Here is a 16,697-nt window from a genome sequence, read left to right as displayed (position 1 = left end):
CAGCGGTGTTCTCCACCACTTTCGCCACCTGCCCCACGGCCGTGCGCAGACGCTCGCTGGTGGTCAGCACTTCACCGATCATCCCGCGCTGGCTGTCGAGAAAACGGTTGAAGCCGCGGGCGAGGTCGCCCAGCTCATCGGCGCGGCTGGAATCTAACCGGTGGGTCAAATCTCCACCGCCGCTACCAATCGCTACCAGCGCGGCTGTTACCTGACGAATCGGCCGCACCAGCCCTTGCGCCAGCCAAACCACCAATGCCAGGCACACCAGCGCCACCGCAAGACCGATGCCGCCGCTCATCCACATCGCTTTTCGGGCTTCGGCATAGATCTGCGACTGTGGCACTTCGGCCACGAGGGTCCAGCCCAAATCACGCAAAGGCAGGCTGAAGGCGAGGAAGTCTTCGTCGTCTCTTTGGAAGCTGCTGCTGATTGCCGTTTTTTGGCCCATGACGGCCTGCGCGGCTGCAGCACCAATCTGCTCCGTAAGCGTGCGCTTGCCGCTGAATTGCGCCTCAGGATGCACCTGGATCAACCCGTCGGACCGCACGAGATAGACCCTGCCACGCTCACCAAAGCTGAAGTTGTGAATCAGCTCCGACAGCTCTTTCATGCTCAGACCGAGCCCGGCCACACCCACCACTTTGCCGGCCTGCTCGACCTTCAAATCGATGAACAGCGCCAACTCTCCGGTCGCCCCGTCGTTGTCGATATTGAGGGTGCGTGGCTGATTGCTGTCGAGGAAGGAATAGAACCACGCATCGGCCGGTTTTGAACGGCTGAGGGTGCGATCCAGGCCTTTTTCGGTGATGTAGTGATTGGATTCGGTGCCGATGATCAAAGCGGTGAAGGCTTTATGTTCGGCGCGGATGCCTTCCAGATACTGCGCGAAGGCCGCGGTTTTGCTGCTGTCTTCGCCCGAGGCGAGCCAGTCGCGGACCATCGTATTACTGGCAATATCCTTGGCCGCTGTCAGCGGTTGCACGAGGATGCGTTCGATATCGTTGCGCGTCGCTTCAATGCTCGACGGCAGTGCTTGCTCCACCAGATAGCTCTGGGCGAGGCGATTGACCACCAGGGTATATATGCCAACCACGATCAGGATACTGACCAGCAGGGCGGTGCCCATGCTGAGAATCAGTTGCCATTGAATACTGCGTCGCCACCACTGCATGGAGCACCCCCAAAGAATAAGTGGCCGAAACACTGCAACAGCCGTGCCGATTGTATACAAAACAATCGACAATCTATTCTTTGGTTGTGCGCAGCTCCGTCAACCCTGGTTAATGGTCTTGGCGATGGTGTCGACCGTGGCGCTGACTTGCTCTTGGTAACGGTCGAGTTCTTCCTGGTGTTGCTTCTTCATTTCGATCTGCTGCGAGCACAGGTTCATCGCCGCCAGTACCAGCAAGCGGTCACCGATCAGTGTCGGGTATTTGCGCTTGGTGTCTTCCAGCGTGGCCTTGAGCATCATGGCTGCGTCCAGCAGGGTCTGTTCTTCCCCGGCCGGTGCCTTGATCGAATAGTCCTCCCCGAGAATGGAGATGACTTTTACCCCTGCTGTGTGATGGTTCATGCGCTGACAGGACCGGCGTTGACGCGATCAACCAGGGCTTGAATGCGCGCAGCGGTGGCGCCGTGCTTTTCTTCCTGCTCCATCAGGTTCAGTTGCAGGCTTTCGTTTTCATCCTTGGCCTGGGCCAGTTCCGTGGACAGAGTCTGGTTGGTTTGCGCGAGAGTCTGGTTCTGTTGCACCAGGTCGCTGACGAGCTGTTCCAATTGGCTGAGGGATGCTTCCAACATTTTGATCTTCCAAGCGTTTTTCAAAGGGCGCGTACGATAAAGAAAAGTCACTGCGGATGCCAGGGTTAAACCGGCGCAAAGCCTTGATTTTCCTGGTGGCCGACCGTTCTCGCGAGTTTAAAAGACTGTGATCTGCCGATCTGGTTCCTGCACTTCGTCGCCCAAGCCCTTCTGCGACAAATACGCACAGTGCCTCAAGACTTTAGTCGTATGACCGATAAGTCATCCATACAGCCGTCTCAGCCCGCATGGAAGCGGCCCTCTCTTGGTATCCGCCCATGTCCCTCCGCAATATGAATATCGCCCCACGGGCGTTTACCGGTTTCGCCCTGATCGGCGGCCTGATGCTGATTCTCGGCGTGTTCGCGCTGAATCAGATGAGCAAAATCCGCGCAGCAGGCGAAGACATCGCCACGGCCAGCGTGCCTTCCATCAAAGCCCTCGACGAATTCACCCAACTGACCCTGCGCCTGCGCGTTTTGTCGTATCGGTTGCTGATCAACCGTGAACCGGACGTTCAACAAAAGACTGTCGAACTGTTCGAGTTGCGCAACAAGCAGATCGCCGACGCCCAGCGCGCCTACGAGCCGCTGATTTCCAGCCCCGACGAACGTACGGCGTACGATCAGTACGTGCAACTGCTGGCGCAGTACCGTCAACTCGAAGACCGCATGAAAACCCTGTCGCGCAACAATCAGGTCGACGAGTTGCGGCAGATGCTCAATAGCGATCTGCTGACCAACTCTGAAGCGGTAAACACCGCCCTCGCGCGCTTGCTGGAGATCAACACCCAGCAAATCGCCGAAACCGATCAAGGCGCCAAAGATCAGTATTCGATGTCCTTCGATCTGGTGGTCACCCTGCTGGTGATCGCCAGCGGCTTGACCCTGCTGTTCGCCTGGCTGCTGACCGTCAGCATCACCAAACCGATTTCCAAAGCACTGGAAGCTGCGGAAACCATTGCCGAAGGCAACCTGACTCAACCGATCCACGTTGATGGTAGCGACGAAGCAGGTCGTCTGCTCGCAGCCATGGCGAAGATGCAAGCGAAGCTGCGTGACACCCTGCAGCGTATTTCCGGCTCGGCCACTCAGTTGGCTTCGGCAGCTGAAGAACTCAACAGCGTCACCGACGAAAGCGCCCGTGGCCTGACCCAGCAGAACAATGAAATCGAACAGGCGGCCACTGCAGTCAACGAGATGACCAGCGCCGTAGAAGAAGTCGCGCGCAATGCGGTGAGCACTTCGGAAGCCTCGAAGAACGCCACCACCTCGGCGGGCGACGGTCGTGATCTGGTCCAGGAAACCGTCAGCGCCATCGAACGCATGAGCGCCGATGTACAGAGCACTGCCAGCCTGATCGGTGATCTGGCCAACGAATCCCGTGACATCGGCAAGGTGCTCGACGTGATTCGGGGTCTGGCGGATCAGACCAACCTGCTGGCACTGAACGCGGCGATTGAAGCGGCGCGGGCTGGTGAAGCCGGTCGTGGTTTTGCCGTGGTGGCGGATGAAGTCCGTGCCCTGGCGCATCGCACTCAACAGTCGACCAGTGAGATCGAGCGGATGATCGGCAGTATTCAGAGCGGTACCGAACATGCCGTGGACTCGATGCGCAACAGTACCGAACGTGCCGAATCGACCCTGAATATCGCCCGTGGCGCCGGTATGTCGCTGGACACCATCAACACCGCCATCGTCGAGATCAACGAGCGCAACCTGGTGATCGCCAGCGCCGCTGAAGAGCAGGCGCAAGTGGCGCGGGAAGTGGATCGCAACCTGGTGAACATCCGCGATCTGTCGGTGCAATCGGCGACCGGCGCGAATCAGACCAGTGCGGCAAGCAATGAGCTGTCTCGTCTGGCGCTGGATCTGAACAATATGGTTGGGCGGTTCAGCCTTTAATTTAGTAGATCAAGATCAAAAGCACCCCCACCCCAGCCCTCTCCCAGAGGGAGAGGGGAAAGGGAGCAGATCTTTGTGCTTTTCAAACCTGAGTTCGACTCAGAATTTTCAGGTCGATGTACCTCGCACAATCACCGCGATCAGTCCCCTCTCCCTCTGGGAGAGGGCCAGGGTGAGGGCCGCAATCGCCAGCCGAACCCAAACCTCGAATCCCCCAGCCAAAAAACCTTTTTGACAGCATCACATTTCAACAGGTTAGAATCGCTGGCACGCAGACTGCATGGTCAGTTTGTGCCCGTCTTTCCGCTTCTGGAGTACTGCCTTTGAATGCGACGACCATCAACAGCCTGTTCTTGATCGGCGCGTTGCTGGTAGGTGCAAGCATTCTCGTCAGCTCACTCTCTTCCCGTCTCGGCATCCCGATTCTGGTCATCATTCTTGCGGTCGGCATGGCCGCCGGGGTCGATGGCGGCGGGATCATTTTCGATAACTACCCCACGGCCTATCTGGTCGGCAACCTCGCCCTCGCGGTGATCCTCCTCGACGGCGGCTTGCGCACGCGGGTGTCGAGTTTCCGCGTGGCCTTGTGGCCGGCATTATCGCTGGCCACCGTCGGGGTGTTGATCACCACCGGGCTGACCGGCATGGCGGCGGCGTGGTTGTTCGATCTGAACCTGATTCAAGGCCTGCTGATCGGCGCCATCGTTGGTTCGACCGACGCCGCAGCCGTGTTCTCGCTGCTCGGCGGCAAGGGCCTGAACGAGCGGGTGACCGCCAGCCTGGAAATCGAATCCGGCAGCAACGACCCGATGGCGGTGTTTCTCACCGTGACCCTGATCGACATGCTCGCCAGTGGCCAGACCGGTCTGCACTGGAGCCTGTTGACCCACCTGATCCGCGAATTCGGTATCGGCGGTTTGATCGGCCTCGGTGGCGGCTGGTTGATGCTGCAACTGGTCAACCGCATTAACCTCGCCACCGGCCTGTATCCGATTCTGGTGATTGCCGGTGGTCTGGTGGTGTTCGCGCTGACCAACGCCTTGCATGGCAGCGGCTTCCTCGCCGTTTACCTGTGCGGCCTGGTGATCGGCAACCGCCCGGTACGCAGTCGTCACGGCATTCTGCACATGCTCGACGGCATGGCCTGGCTGGCGCAGATCGGCATGTTCCTGGTGCTGGGGCTGTTGGTGACGCCGCATGATTTGCTGCCGATCGCCCTGCCCGCCCTCGGCCTGGCGCTGTGGATGATTCTGTTTGCGCGGCCACTGTCGGTGATGGTCGGCCTGCTGCCGTTCAAGGCTTTCCATGGCCGCGAGAAAGCATTTATTTCCTGGGTTGGCCTGCGCGGCGCGGTGCCGATCATCCTCGCGGTGTTCCCGCTGATGGCCGGGCTGCCGAATGCGCAGCTGTATTTCAACCTCGCGTTCTTCATTGTGCTGGTGTCGCTTTTGGTGCAGGGCACGAGCCTGCCGTGGGTCGCCAAGCTATTGAAGGTGACCGTACCGCCAGAACCGGCACCGATTTCCCGGGCTGCGCTGGAAGTGCACGTGACCAGCGAGTGGGAACTGTTCGTTTACAAGCTCGGCGCAGAGAAATGGTGCATCGGTTCGCCCCTGCGCGAACTGAAAATGCCCGAAGGCACGCGCATCGCCGCCCTGTTTCGAGGCCAGCAATTGCTCCATCCGTCGGGTAGTACGGTGCTGGAAGTCGATGATTTGCTGTGTGTTATCGGCCATGAACACAATCTCGGCGCACTCGGAAAACTGTTCAGTCAGGCGCCGCAGCGAGGCCTCGATCTGCGCTTTTTCGGCGATTTCGTGCTTGAAGGAGACGCCCAGCTTAAAGCGGTTGCTGCACTCTATGGCCTGCCGGCCGAGGGTATCGATCCGGACATGACCCTGGGCGCTTTCATTGCCCACAAAGTCGGGGGCGCCCCCATCGTCGGCGACCAGGTGGAGTGGAACAACACCCACTGGACGGTTGCGGTCATGGACGGGAACAAGATCGGCAAAGTGGGCGTCAGATTCCCCGAAGGAAGTCGCCCGGGCCCCGGGCTCTTCCTCTAAACTGCGTCCACTCTCACTTGCTTGACCGGTCTCTATGCCTACCCTGCGCTCCTTTTTCGCCGCGGCCCTGCTGGGTCTGAGTCTTACCGTCGGCCCGCTGTACGCCGCCGATCCACCGTCCAGCGACGCCGTGCAGGCCAGTCTGGACAAACTCGCCGACAGCAAACTGCCGGATGCCGATAAAAAGAGCCTGCAGACTGTCCTGCAGAACACGCTCAATCAACTGAACAATCAGCGTGATTACGAGCAGAAGCTGATTGATCTCAAGCGGCAACTGGCCACCGCGCCCAAGCAGACGATCGAAAACACCCGCGAACTGACGCGCCTCAAAGCCACGCCCGTGGTACCGGTGGCGCAGCGTTTCGCCAAGGAGTCGATTCCGCAGCTGGAACAGATCCTCACCGATCGCTCGACCCAGCAAAGTGACATGCAAAAGGCTCTGGCCGACGCCAACAGCCTGATCATCACCGCCCAGACCCGGCCCGAGCGCGCCCAGGCAGAGATCTCCGCCAGTCAGACGCGCATCCAGCAAATCAATAACATCCTCAAGTCTGGCAAGGACGCGGGCAAAACCGTCAGCGCCGAGCAACGCGACCAGTTGAATGCCGAGCTGGCGGCGCTGAATGCGCTGATCCCGTTGCGCCGTCAGGAACTGGCCGGCAACAGCCAATTGCAGGATCTGGGCAACGCTCAGCACGACCTGCTCTCGGAGAAGTCTGACCGCCTCGACCGCGAGATTCAGGAACTGCAAACTCTGATCAACCAGAAGCGTCTGGCGCAGTCCCAGGAAACCGTTACCCAACAATCCATCGAGGCACAGAAGGCCGGCAGCAGCAGCCTGCTTGCCACCGAAAGCGCCGCCAACCTCAAGCTCTCGGACTATCTGCTCAAGAGCACCGACCGTCTCAACGAGGTCACTCAGCAGAATCTGCAAACCAAACAACAGCTCGACACGTTGACCCAAAGCGACTCGGCGCTGGATGAGCAGATCAACGTGCTCAAGGGCAGCCTGCTGCTGTCGAAGATTCTCTACAAACAGAAACAGGCGCTGCCACGCCTCAAGGTCGACCGCGATCTGGCGGACCAGATCGCCGACATTCGCCTGTACCAGTTTGATGTCAGCCAGCAGCGCGAGCTGCTGAGTAATCCGGCGGCCTACGTCGACAACCTGCTGGCCACCCAGCCACCGGAACAAGTCACCCCGCAGTTGCGCAAAAGCCTGCTGGATCTGGCCAACACCCGCGTCGATCTGCTGGAGCGCCTGAACCGCGAACTCAGCTCGATGCTCAACGAATCGATCACCCTGCAACTCAACCAGAAACAACTGCTCAGCACTGCGCAGAGCCTGCGCGCAACGCTGGACGAACAGATGTTCTGGATTCCGAGCAACAAGCCGCTGGACCTTGAGTGGATGCGTGGTGTGCCGGAGCGCCTGAAACGCCAGGTCGACACCCTGCCATGGGCCTCCAGCCTGAGCGAACTGACCGACGGTCTGACCCAACGGCCACTGCTGTTCCTGCCGCTGGCACTGTTGATCGGTGCCCTGCTGTGGCGACGCAAGCATCTGTACGCGCGGCTCAACAAGGTTCATCTGGACATCGGCCACTTCAAACGCGACAGCCAGTGGCACACCCCGCAGGCAATCCTGATCAACATCCTGCTGGCGATGCCGGTAGCGCTCGGCCTCGCCTTGTGCGGTCTGGCCCTGCAGATCGACGCGCGCGGCCAGAACGCCAACATGGGCGCGGCGCTGCTGCAAATGGGTCAGGCATGGCTGGTGTTCTACACCGCTTACCGGATTCTCGCGCCGGGTGGCGTGGCCGAATTGCACTTCCGCTGGGAAAAACCCCAGGTCGAGTTCCTGCAAGGCTGGGTACGCCGGCTCGGGCTGGTGGTGATGGCGCTGGTGGCCGTGGTGGCGGTCGCCGAGTTGCAACCGGCGGCGCTCGCCGACGATGTGCTCGGCATGCCAGTGGTGCTGACCTGCTACGCCTTGATGGCCTGGTTGCTCAGCCGCCTGCTGATCAGCAGCCCGACGCACCAGAATGCCTCGCTGTTCCGCAAAGCCGTCGGCGTGATGTTCACCCTGCTGCCGATCGCCTTGTTTGTCGCGGTGTGCTTCGGCTATTACTACACCGCGTTGAAACTCAGCGACCGCCTGATCAACACCCTGTACCTGCTGATGTTCTGGCTCGTGATCGAAGCCACTTTCGTCCGTGGCCTGAGCGTTGCCGCACGACGCCTGGCCTATCAGCGCGCCCTGGCCAAACGTCAGGCAGCGAAAGAGGCCGGCGATGGCGAAGCGGTGATCGAAGAGCCGACCCTGGACATCGAAAAGGTCAACGAACAGTCCCTGCGCCTGATCCGTCTGGCCCTGCTCGGCGGCTTCATCGCGGCGCTGTATTGGGTCTGGTCGGACCTGATTTCGGTGTTCTCGTACCTCGACAACATCACCTTGTACGAATACACCAGCGGCACCGGCGCCAACATGAGCATGGTGCCGATCAGCATCGGCGACATGCTCGGCGCGCTGATCATCATCGGCATCACCTTCGCCCTCGCACGCAACTTGCCCGGCCTGCTCGAAGTGTTCGTGCTGTCGAAGCTCAATCTGGCTCAAGGCAGTGCTTATGCGACCACCACGTTGCTGTCCTATGTGATCGCCGGTGTCGGTTTCGTCTCGACCCTGTCGACCCTCGGCGTCAGCTGGGACAAGTTGCAATGGCTGGTGGCGGCGCTGTCGGTCGGCCTCGGTTTCGGCATGCAGGAGATCTTTGCGAACTTCATCTCCGGCATCATGATTCTGTTCGAACGTCCGGTGCGGATCGGTGACACCATCACCATCGGCAACCTGTCGGGCACCGTGAGCAAGATCCGCATCCGCGCCACAACCATTACCGACTTCGATCGCAAGGACATCATTGTCCCGAACAAAACGTTCATCACCGGACAACTGATCAACTGGTCGCTGACCGACACCATCACCCGCGTCACGCTGAAACTCGGCGTCGACTACGGCTCCGATCTGGATCTGGTCAAGGAACTGCTGCTCAAGGCCGCCCGCGAGAACCCGCGCGTACTCAAGGAGCCCGAGCCGCACGTGTACTTCCTCAACTTCGGCGAAAGCACCCTCGACCACGAGTTGCGCATGCACGTGCGCGATCTCGGCGACCGCAACCCGGTACTCGATGAGGTCAACCGCTTCATCAACCGCGAGTTCAAGAAGCAACACATCAACATCTCGTTCCGCCAGATGGAGGTGTACCTGAAGAACCTTCACGGTCAGGAATACAAGATGGTGCCGATCGAGCCGGAAACGAAAACCATCGTGCCGATTGCCGACGATCAGAAACCGCTGCAAGAGCCGCCACCAGCCAAACTCGACTAACCGGTTTACTCCCAGCAGAATACTCGGACATTCTGCTGGAGCCGGCCCTTGAAAGCCCTCGACGAACTGACCTTCGACAATCGCTTCGCCCGCCTGGGAGATGCGTTCTCCGCCCATGTGCTGCCTGAGCCGATCGACCATCCGCGCCTGGTCGTTGCTAGCCCAGCGGCGCTGGCCTTGCTCGATCTCGACCCGGCGACTGCCGAAACCCAGGAATTTGCCGAACTGTTTGGCGGCCACAAGCTGTGGGCCGATGCCGAACCACGGGCGATGGTTTACTCCGGGCATCAGTTCGGCGGCTACACGCCGCAACTGGGTGACGGTCGCGGCTTGCTGCTGGGCGAGGTGTACAACGCCGCCGGCGAGCATTGGGACCTGCACCTGAAGGGCGCCGGACAGACGCCGTTTTCGCGCATGGGCGATGGCCGCGCGGTGCTGCGCTCGTCAATCCGCGAGTTTCTCGCCTCCGAAGCCTTGTACGCGCTGAACATACCTTCGTCGCGCGCGGCCTGCGTGATCGGCTCCGATACTCCGGTCTGGCGTGAAAAGCAGGAGCGCGCAGCGATGGTGCTGCGTCTGGCGCCAAGCCATGTCCGCTTCGGCCACTTCGAATATTTCTATTACACCAAACGCCCCGAGCAGCAAAAACAGCTCGGCGAGCACGTGTTGGCGATGCACTTCCCCGAGTGCCTGGAACAACCGGAACCGTATCTGGCAATGTTCCGCGAAATCGTCGAGCGCAACGCCGAACTGATCGCCAAGTGGCAGGCCTACGGTTTCTGCCACGGCGTGATGAACACCGACAACATGTCGATCCTCGGCATCACCTTCGACTTCGGCCCGTTCGCCTTCCTCGACGACTTCGATGCCAACTTCATCTGCAACCACTCGGATGATCAGGGGCGCTACTCGTTCAGCAATCAAGTGCCGGTAGGCCAGTGGAACCTCAGTGCGCTGGCGCAGGCACTGACGCCGTTCATCAGCGTCGAGGCCCTGCGTGAAACCCTCAGCCTGTACCTGCCGCTGTTCCAGGCGCATTACCTCGACCTGATGCGCCGCCGTTTCGGCTTTACCACGGCTGAGGACGACGACCAGCAACTGTTGGAGAACCTGCTGCAACTGATGCAGAACAGCGGAGTTGATTACACGCTGTTCTTCCGTCGACTCGGCGATGAATCAGCCGAGCAGGCCGTGGCCCGTTTGCGCGACGATTTCGTCGACATCAAAGGCTTTGATGCCTGGGGCGAACGCTACGTCGCCCGGGTTGCCCGCGATGGCGACGCCGATCAGGAACAACGCCGCGCCCGCATGCACGCAGTCAATCCGCTGTACATCCTGCGCAACTACCTGGCGCAAAAAGCCATCGATGCGGCCGAGAAAGGGGATTACTCAGAGGTACGCCGGCTGCACGCGGTGCTGAGCAAGCCGTTTGAGGAGCAGCCGGGAATGGAGAACTATGCCGAGCGGCCACCGGAGTGGGGCAAGCATTTGGAGATCAGTTGTTCTTCCTGAGTGCCAGCACCTGATCTTGATAAACAGTTCGTACGGCACCAGATAAGTCGTACGAACCGCTGAACTCAACGAGCCGAATATGACCACCCCACTCATCATCCCCTGCCCCTCCTGCAACGGCCTCAACCGCATCCCGGCCGAGCGCCTGGCGGATCAGCCAAAATGCGGCCGCTGCAAATCCGCCGTACTGTTGAGCAAACCGTTTGAACTCAAACAAGGCGATTACGCCAGCCAGATCAAAGGTGATCTGCCGCTGCTGGTGGATGTCTGGGCAGACTGGTGTGGGCCGTGCAAGTCGTTTGCGCCGGTGTTCGAGCAGGCGGCGGCGCAGTTGGCGGGCAAGTGCCGCTTGGCCAAGCTTGATAGCGAGGCCAATCAGCAGTTGTCGGCGCAGTTGGGGATTCGCTCGATTCCGAGTCTGATTCTGTTCAAGAACGGCAAGGAAGTGGCACGGCAGAGCGGCGCGTTTCCGCTGCCGCAGCTGATGGCGTGGCTGCGTAACCAGGGGATCTGACCCACCCAGAACCCACTGTGGGAGCGAGCTTGCTCGCGAAAGCGGTGGATCAGTTAACGAGGATGTCGACTGAACTGACGCATTCGCGAGCAAGCTCGCTCCCACAGGGGGTCATGGATAGCTCGAAAGATCAGTGATCTTCGAGCAGATTGTGCAGTTCGACGAACTGCTGGGTCAGTTTGTGGCGCGGGTCGAGGTGGATCAGCGGCATGCTCGCCTGGTGCGATTCGCGCATGCGCACCGAACTGCTCAGGTACACCGGCAACACCGGAAGACCTTCGGCAATCAGCTCATCGAGAATCTGCTGCGGCAGGCTTGCCCGAGCCTGGAACTGATTAACCACAATGCCTTCGACTTCCAGGCCTTCGTTGTGGTCGTCCTTCAACTCTTCGATCTCAGCGATCAGCCCGTACAGGGCCTGACGGGAAAAGCTGTCGCAATCGAAAGGAATCAGCACGCGATCGGCGGCAATCAGCGCCGATACCGCGTAGAAATTCAGCGCTGGCGGGGTGTCGAGGTAGATCCGGTCGTAATCCTCGGCCAGCTCATCGAGCAACTTACGCAGCTTGTTGATCTTGTGCTTCGCCTCGAGCTTGGGCTGCAGGTCGGCCAGTTCGGCCGTGGCAGTGATGATGTGGAGGTTGTCGAACGGGGTTTCGTAAATGTCCGCCTGGTTTTTTTTCGAAAACGGCCCTGAAGACAAGGTCTGCTTGAAGAAGTCGGCAATCCCCATCGGAATGTCGTCGCCGGTGAGCCCGGTCAGATACTGAGTGGAATTGGCCTGGGCATCGAGGTCCACCAACAGCGTGCGATAACCCTCGCTGGCGCTGACCGCCGCCAGATTGCAGGCAATGCTGGACTTGCCTACGCCACCTTTCTGATTGAACACCACGCGCCGCATGACCAAACCTCCGTGTATCAAAGAATGACCGAGTGTAGATGCGCGCGACCTCGCTTCGCTACCTTCATGGACATGGACTACAGCGTCAGGTGCGAATATCCGCAGACAGCACGCGCCATAACCGCCCTTGACCGCCAAGATGCCTGACAGACAAGCCGTGAATAATCTGGATAATGGCCAAGTGACACTTTTCTGGCGAACCGTTCGGTACATTTCGTTGCGCAGAATGTAACCAGCATTTGCTACACACTCGTCGCACCGGGATAATGCGCGCCACCCGGCGCCAAGCGCCACGTCAAGCCTGCTGCGGCTTTGGCGATTCAACGCGTCAACAAAAGCCTGCAGGGGCGGGATGAATGTCCGTGATCAACTTCAACATCGCCCAATGGCGCGCGTGGGCCCCTGGCCTCGACAGCGTGGACGCCTGGCAGGCCTGGAGCCGACAACCGGTCGTACTCCAGCGCAGTGATGCCGCGCCCGATGTGTCGTTTTTACCGGCCATGCAGCGCCGCCGCCTCAGTCGACTGGCACGCATGGCGTTCAGTGTCGGCTGGCCACTGGCCGACGGGCGGGACAATCTGCCGCTGGTATTCGTCTCGCGCCACGGTGAAACCCCGCGTACTTACGAGATCCTCAGCGATCTGGCGACCGAGCAGCCGCTGTCGCCGACCCAGTTCAGCCTGTCCGTGCACAACGCGATCATCGGCCTGTGGTCGATCATGCGTGGCGAAACCAGCGAGATGACGGCCCTCGCCGCGGCCGGCGACGGCCTTGAGCACGGCATGCTCGAAGCGGCGGCGCTGCTCAATGAAGGCGCCCCGGCGGTGCTCCTGGTAATCACCGAAGAACAACCGCCCGAAGCCTATTCGGCATGGATCGATGACGTGCCGTTTCCCTACGCGCTCGGTCTTTTGATCACCCCCGGTACCGACTGGCGGCTGACCCTGAACAGCACCCCGCAAACACGGTCAAAGGCGCACTGGCCACACGCGCTCAATCTGCTGCAGACCCTGCTTGGCCAGCAAACCCATTGCCAACATGCCTGGAAAAATCGTGTATGGACCTGGCAACGCAACCCGTGACCGAAAAAAAACGCGATGCCTATTACTGGCGCCTGCTGGCCACCGCCGCAAGCTTCGTCCTGTTCGGGCTGGGCGGGCTGTGCCTGCGGGTGCTGGTCTTTCCGCTGCTGGGTTGCCTGCCCGGTGACGCCGTTGCGCATCGCCAACGCGCACGGCAGACCGTCAGTCGGCTGTTCTGGTTCTTCGTGCGATTCATGGCTCGTACCGGCGTGCTGACCTATGACATTCAGGGCGCCGAACGTCTGGGTCGGCCGGGGCAGATGATCATCGCCAACCACCCTTCATTGATCGATGTGGTGTTCCTCATCGGTCTGGTGCGCCAGGCCAATTGCGTGGTGAAGAAAAGCCTGTGGGAAAACCCCTTCACCCGTGGCCCATTGCGCCGCACCGAATACATCAGCAATGACGGCAGCATGGACATGCTCGATGCCGCTGCGCAATCCCTGCAAAACGGCCAGACCCTGATCATCTTTCCCGAAGGCACACGCACCCGGCCGGGTCAGGCGCCGGCCTTTCATCGGGGCGCCGCGGCGATTGCCCTGCGCGGTGCGAAAATCCTCACGCCGGTGATCATCAAGGTCAGCCCGACTACTCTGACCAAAGCCGAACCCTGGTACCGGATCCCCAGCCGCCGCGTGCACTTCAGTTTTCGCGTCGGGGCCGATATAGACCCACAAGCCTTCGCCGCGCAAGGCCCTGCACCGCAGGCCTCGCGCAAGCTCAACGATTATTTGCATGACTATTTCATTAAGGAGCTCGCCGCAGATGAGCGAACTGAACACCGCTAGCCTGGTGCGTGACATCAAAGCGCTGATCATCGACGCCCTTGGCCTCGAAGACATCAGCATCGACGACATCGGTGATGACCAGACACTATTCGGCGAAGGCCTGGGCCTGGACTCCGTCGACGCGCTGGAACTGGGTCTGGCCATCCAGAAGAAATACGGCATCAAGATCGACGCCGACGCCAAAGACACCCGTAACCATTTCACCAACGTGGCCAGCCTTGCGGCGTTCGTCACGGCAAAACAGGCAGCTTGAGACCGGACCATGCAAACTCGTGACGATATTTTCAACACCCTGCGCGATGCCTTGGTCGAGCTGTTCGAACTGGATCCGGCCCGTGTGAGCCTGGACTCCAACCTCTATCAGGATCTGGAAATCGACAGCATCGACGCGGTCGATCTGATCGATCACATCAAACGCCAAACCGGCAAGAAAATCGCCGCCGAAGAATTCAAATCGGTGCGCACTGTCGGTGACGTGGTCGAGGCGGTCTACCGTCTGGTTCAACCGGCCGCATGAGCCGTTTGATCGGCCTGGGCCTGCTGCTGGCCGGTCTGCTGTACCCGTTTGCGGTGTATTTCGGCATGGAACACTTTGCGCCATGGCAGTTCGGCCTGCTGCTGGGCAGCCTGTGGCTGGCGCGGGCACTGACCGGCGAGCGCAAACCCGGCAGCCTGTGGATGGCCGCCGTGGCGATCGTGTTCTGCCTGCTGCTGGCACTGTTCGACAGCCCTCTGCTGCTGCGCTGGTACCCGGTGCTGATCAGCGCCTTCATGCTGGTGCTGTTCAGCCTGAGCCTGCAATTCGGGCCACCGATGGTCGAGCGCCTGGCGCGCTTGCGTGAGCCAGAACTCCCGGACATTGCGATTCGCTATACGCGAAAGGTCACCGTGGCCTGGAGTGTGTTTTTCTTCTGCAACGGTTTGTGCGCCGCCCTCCTGACGCTGTGGGCGCCGCTGAATTGGTGGATGTTGTACACCGGCCTGATCTCCTATGGATTGATCGGCCTGATGTTTGCCATTGAATGGCTGATACGACAACGGGTAAGAGGCCGTACATGAACTGGATAAAACTTGAGCAGCTGTTGCTCAAGCCTGTCCCGGCGCGGGCCATCAGCCACGCACCGGCCATTGAACATGGGCAACTGTGCGAACACGCGTTGAGCGTAGCCGCCGGCCTGCAAGCGCAAGGTGTGAAACGTCTGGCGGTGCACCTGGAAGATGCCGCTGAACTGGCCATCGCGCTGCTGGGTGCGTGGCGGGCAGGCGTGAGTGTTCTGCTGCCTTCGGATCTCCAAGCGCAAACCCGCCAGCGCTGGTCGAGTGAAGTTGATCTATGGCTGACGGATCAAGCCGATGACGCACAATTGAACGACTTTCAGCAGCCGCCGTTACCCGGCGCCGAACTGAATCTCGACCAATACCGTTTGAGCCTGTGCACATCCGGCTCCAGCGGCGAACCCAAGCGCATCGACAAGACCCTGCGCCAACTGGCCAATGAAGTCGAAGCGCTGGAGCAACTGTGGGGCGCGGATCTCGGCGAGGCCTGCATCATCGGCAGCGTCGCCACCCAACATATTTATGGTTTGCTGTTTCGCGTGCTGTGGCCGCTGTGCGCCGGGCGGCCGTTTGTGCGTCGGCAACTGGCATTTCCCGAGGACTTGCAACGCGCCAGCCGCGAACATCCGGCCTTCGCCTGGGTGGCCAGCCCGGCGCTGCTCAAGCGCATGGGCGACAACCTCGACTGGCCGGCCCTGAGCGCCGTGCGCCGGGTGTTTTCCTCGGGTGGTGCATTGCCACTTGAGGCGGCGCAAAGTCTGCAGCAACGCTTGCAGCAATGGCCGACGGAAATCCTCGGCAGCTCGGAAACCGGCGGTATCGCCTGGCGTCAGGGCGAACAGCTGTGGCAACCGTTCGCCGGTGTCGAATTGAGTCAGGACAGCGACGGCGCCCTGCTGATCGCTTCACCTTACTTGCCTGCCGGCCACGTCGAGCACAGTGCCGACGCCGCGCGTATCGCCGCCGATGGCCGCTTCGAACTGCTTGGACGCCTGGACCGGATCGTCAAACTCGAAGAAAAACGCATCTCGCTGCCGATGCTCGAGCAAGCCTTGATTGCCCACGAATGGATCGCCGAAGCGCGCCTGGGCGTGGTGCAAGAAAATCGCGCCTCCCTAGGAGCTCTGCTGGTGCTGACCGAGGCCGGCCTGTTTGCCTTGCGTGAGCACGGCCGCCGCAGCCTGACCGAAACCCTGCGCCAGCATTTGCGCCAACACTGTGAAGCCCTCGCGCTACCCCGGCGCTGGCGGCTGGTGCGGCAATTGCCGTTGAACAGCCAAGGCAAGCTGCCGCAAGCCGATATCGAAGCGCTGCTGATGGCGCCGCGACCGAAAACACCCGAAGTGCTGGAACAACTCGAAACCGCTGGCGAGTGGAGCCTGCAACTCAGCGTGCCACCGGATCTGGCCTACTTCAGCGGCCACTTCCCCAAGGCACCGGTCTTGCCCGGCGTGGTGCAGGTGGAATGGGCGCTGAACCTCGGTCGGCAATTGCTCAACCTGACCGGCCCGTTCGCTGGCATGGAAGTGTTGAAATTCCAGCAATTGGTGCGTCCCGGCGATGAAGTCCAGTTGCACCTGCGGTTTGATCCCGAGCGGCGCAAATTGTATTTCGCTTACCGTAATGACACGGCGACCTGCTCCAGTGGGCGGATTCTTTTGGGTGTAGAGCATGGTTGACCTT

General features: G+C 60.4%; 14 protein-coding genes and 2 pseudogenes. 12 read left to right on the top strand and 4 right to left on the bottom strand.

The features are described 5' to 3' along the window. Window positions 1-103 precede the first annotated feature (103 nt). The 3 genes and pseudogenes from ACM6IV_RS21180 to ACM6IV_RS21170 all read right to left on the bottom strand — a co-directional run. Window positions 104-1,129, bottom strand: a pseudogene (locus tag ACM6IV_RS21180) (cache domain-containing protein); the annotation flags it as partial. 144 nt (window positions 1,130-1,273) lie between these two features. Continuing rightward, window positions 1,274-1,576 carry a cell division protein ZapA gene (locus ACM6IV_RS21175; RefSeq protein WP_414871493.1) on the bottom strand — a complete coding sequence of 101 codons (303 nt, stop codon included), beginning with the start codon at window positions 1,574-1,576 and terminating at the stop codon, window positions 1,274-1,276. Then, window positions 1,573-1,803: a hypothetical protein gene (locus tag ACM6IV_RS21170; protein WP_007909525.1), complete on the bottom strand. Its 231-nt coding sequence runs from the start codon at window positions 1,801-1,803 to the stop codon at window positions 1,573-1,575. Before ACM6IV_RS21170 ends, ACM6IV_RS21175 begins: the two co-directional genes overlap by 4 nt. A gap of 248 nt (window positions 1,804-2,051) precedes the next feature. Here ACM6IV_RS21170 and ACM6IV_RS21165 point away from each other — a divergent pair. From ACM6IV_RS21165 to trxC, 6 genes and pseudogenes are all read left to right on the top strand, one after another. Next, window positions 2,052-2,804 (top strand): annotated as a pseudogene (locus ACM6IV_RS21165) (MCP four helix bundle domain-containing protein); the annotation flags it as partial. A 30-nt stretch (window positions 2,805-2,834) separates the two neighbouring features. Continuing rightward, entirely contained in the window at window positions 2,835-3,707 is an 873-nt protein-coding gene (locus ACM6IV_RS21160) for a methyl-accepting chemotaxis protein (protein ID WP_414871693.1), read from the top strand. A 323-nt stretch (window positions 3,708-4,030) separates the two neighbouring features. After that, entirely contained in the window at window positions 4,031-5,773 is a 1,743-nt protein-coding gene (locus ACM6IV_RS21155; protein ID WP_414871492.1) for a potassium/proton antiporter, read from the top strand. A 34-nt stretch (window positions 5,774-5,807) separates the two neighbouring features. After that, window positions 5,808-9,161 (top strand): mechanosensitive channel MscK, encoded by a 3,354-nt coding sequence (mscK, locus tag ACM6IV_RS21150; RefSeq protein WP_414871491.1) that lies wholly within the window; start codon window positions 5,808-5,810, stop codon window positions 9,159-9,161. Window positions 9,162-9,209: 48 nt separating this feature from the next. Further along, entirely contained in the window at window positions 9,210-10,673 is a 1,464-nt protein-coding gene (gene selO, locus ACM6IV_RS21145; RefSeq protein WP_414871490.1) for a protein adenylyltransferase SelO, read from the top strand. 79 nt (window positions 10,674-10,752) lie between these two features. Further along, window positions 10,753-11,187, top strand: a complete 435-nt coding sequence (gene trxC, locus ACM6IV_RS21140) for a thioredoxin TrxC (RefSeq protein WP_414871489.1) — start codon at window positions 10,753-10,755, stop codon at window positions 11,185-11,187. Window positions 11,188-11,317: 130 nt separating this feature from the next. Here trxC and ACM6IV_RS21135 read toward each other — a convergent pair whose 3' ends face one another. After that, the gene (locus tag ACM6IV_RS21135) at window positions 11,318-12,088 is read right to left on the bottom strand and encodes a ParA family protein (protein ID WP_186531847.1); all 771 of its coding nucleotides are present in this window, start codon (window positions 12,086-12,088) and stop codon (window positions 11,318-11,320) included. A 356-nt stretch (window positions 12,089-12,444) separates the two neighbouring features. On the opposite strand from ACM6IV_RS21135, the gene ACM6IV_RS21130 reads away from it, so the two are divergent. Genes ACM6IV_RS21130 through ACM6IV_RS21105 form a run of 6 tightly spaced genes read left to right on the top strand, consistent with a single transcriptional unit; the run spans window position 12,445 to window position 16,693 of the window. Further along, complete coding sequence (locus tag ACM6IV_RS21130; protein WP_414871488.1) at window positions 12,445-13,170, top strand: beta-ketoacyl synthase chain length factor; 726 nt, start codon at window positions 12,445-12,447, stop codon at window positions 13,168-13,170. Continuing rightward, complete coding sequence (locus tag ACM6IV_RS21125) at window positions 13,146-13,958, top strand: lysophospholipid acyltransferase family protein (RefSeq protein ID WP_414871487.1); 813 nt, start codon at window positions 13,146-13,148, stop codon at window positions 13,956-13,958. Before ACM6IV_RS21130 ends, ACM6IV_RS21125 begins: the two co-directional genes overlap by 25 nt. Then, window positions 13,936-14,211 (top strand): phosphopantetheine-binding protein, encoded by a 276-nt coding sequence (locus ACM6IV_RS21120; RefSeq protein WP_414871486.1) that lies wholly within the window; start codon window positions 13,936-13,938, stop codon window positions 14,209-14,211. The genes ACM6IV_RS21125 and ACM6IV_RS21120 overlap by 23 nt, the downstream gene beginning before the upstream one ends. A gap of 9 nt (window positions 14,212-14,220) precedes the next feature. Further along, on the top strand, window positions 14,221-14,475 hold the full coding sequence (locus ACM6IV_RS21115; RefSeq protein ID WP_064388843.1) for an acyl carrier protein: 255 nt from the start codon (window positions 14,221-14,223) through the stop codon (window positions 14,473-14,475). Continuing rightward, complete coding sequence (locus ACM6IV_RS21110; RefSeq protein ID WP_414871485.1) at window positions 14,472-15,017, top strand: hypothetical protein; 546 nt, start codon at window positions 14,472-14,474, stop codon at window positions 15,015-15,017. The genes ACM6IV_RS21115 and ACM6IV_RS21110 overlap by 4 nt, the downstream gene beginning before the upstream one ends. Further along, window positions 15,014-16,693 carry an AMP-binding protein gene (locus ACM6IV_RS21105; RefSeq protein WP_414871484.1) on the top strand — a complete coding sequence of 560 codons (1,680 nt, stop codon included), beginning with the start codon at window positions 15,014-15,016 and terminating at the stop codon, window positions 16,691-16,693. The genes ACM6IV_RS21110 and ACM6IV_RS21105 overlap by 4 nt, the downstream gene beginning before the upstream one ends. Window positions 16,694-16,697 lie beyond the last annotated feature (4 nt).

Source organism: Pseudomonas sp. IT-347P, from assembly GCF_949768005.1.
Lineage (GTDB): Bacteria > Pseudomonadota > Gammaproteobacteria > Pseudomonadales > Pseudomonadaceae > Aquipseudomonas.
This window is presented reverse-complemented; position numbering and strand designations above follow the sequence as displayed.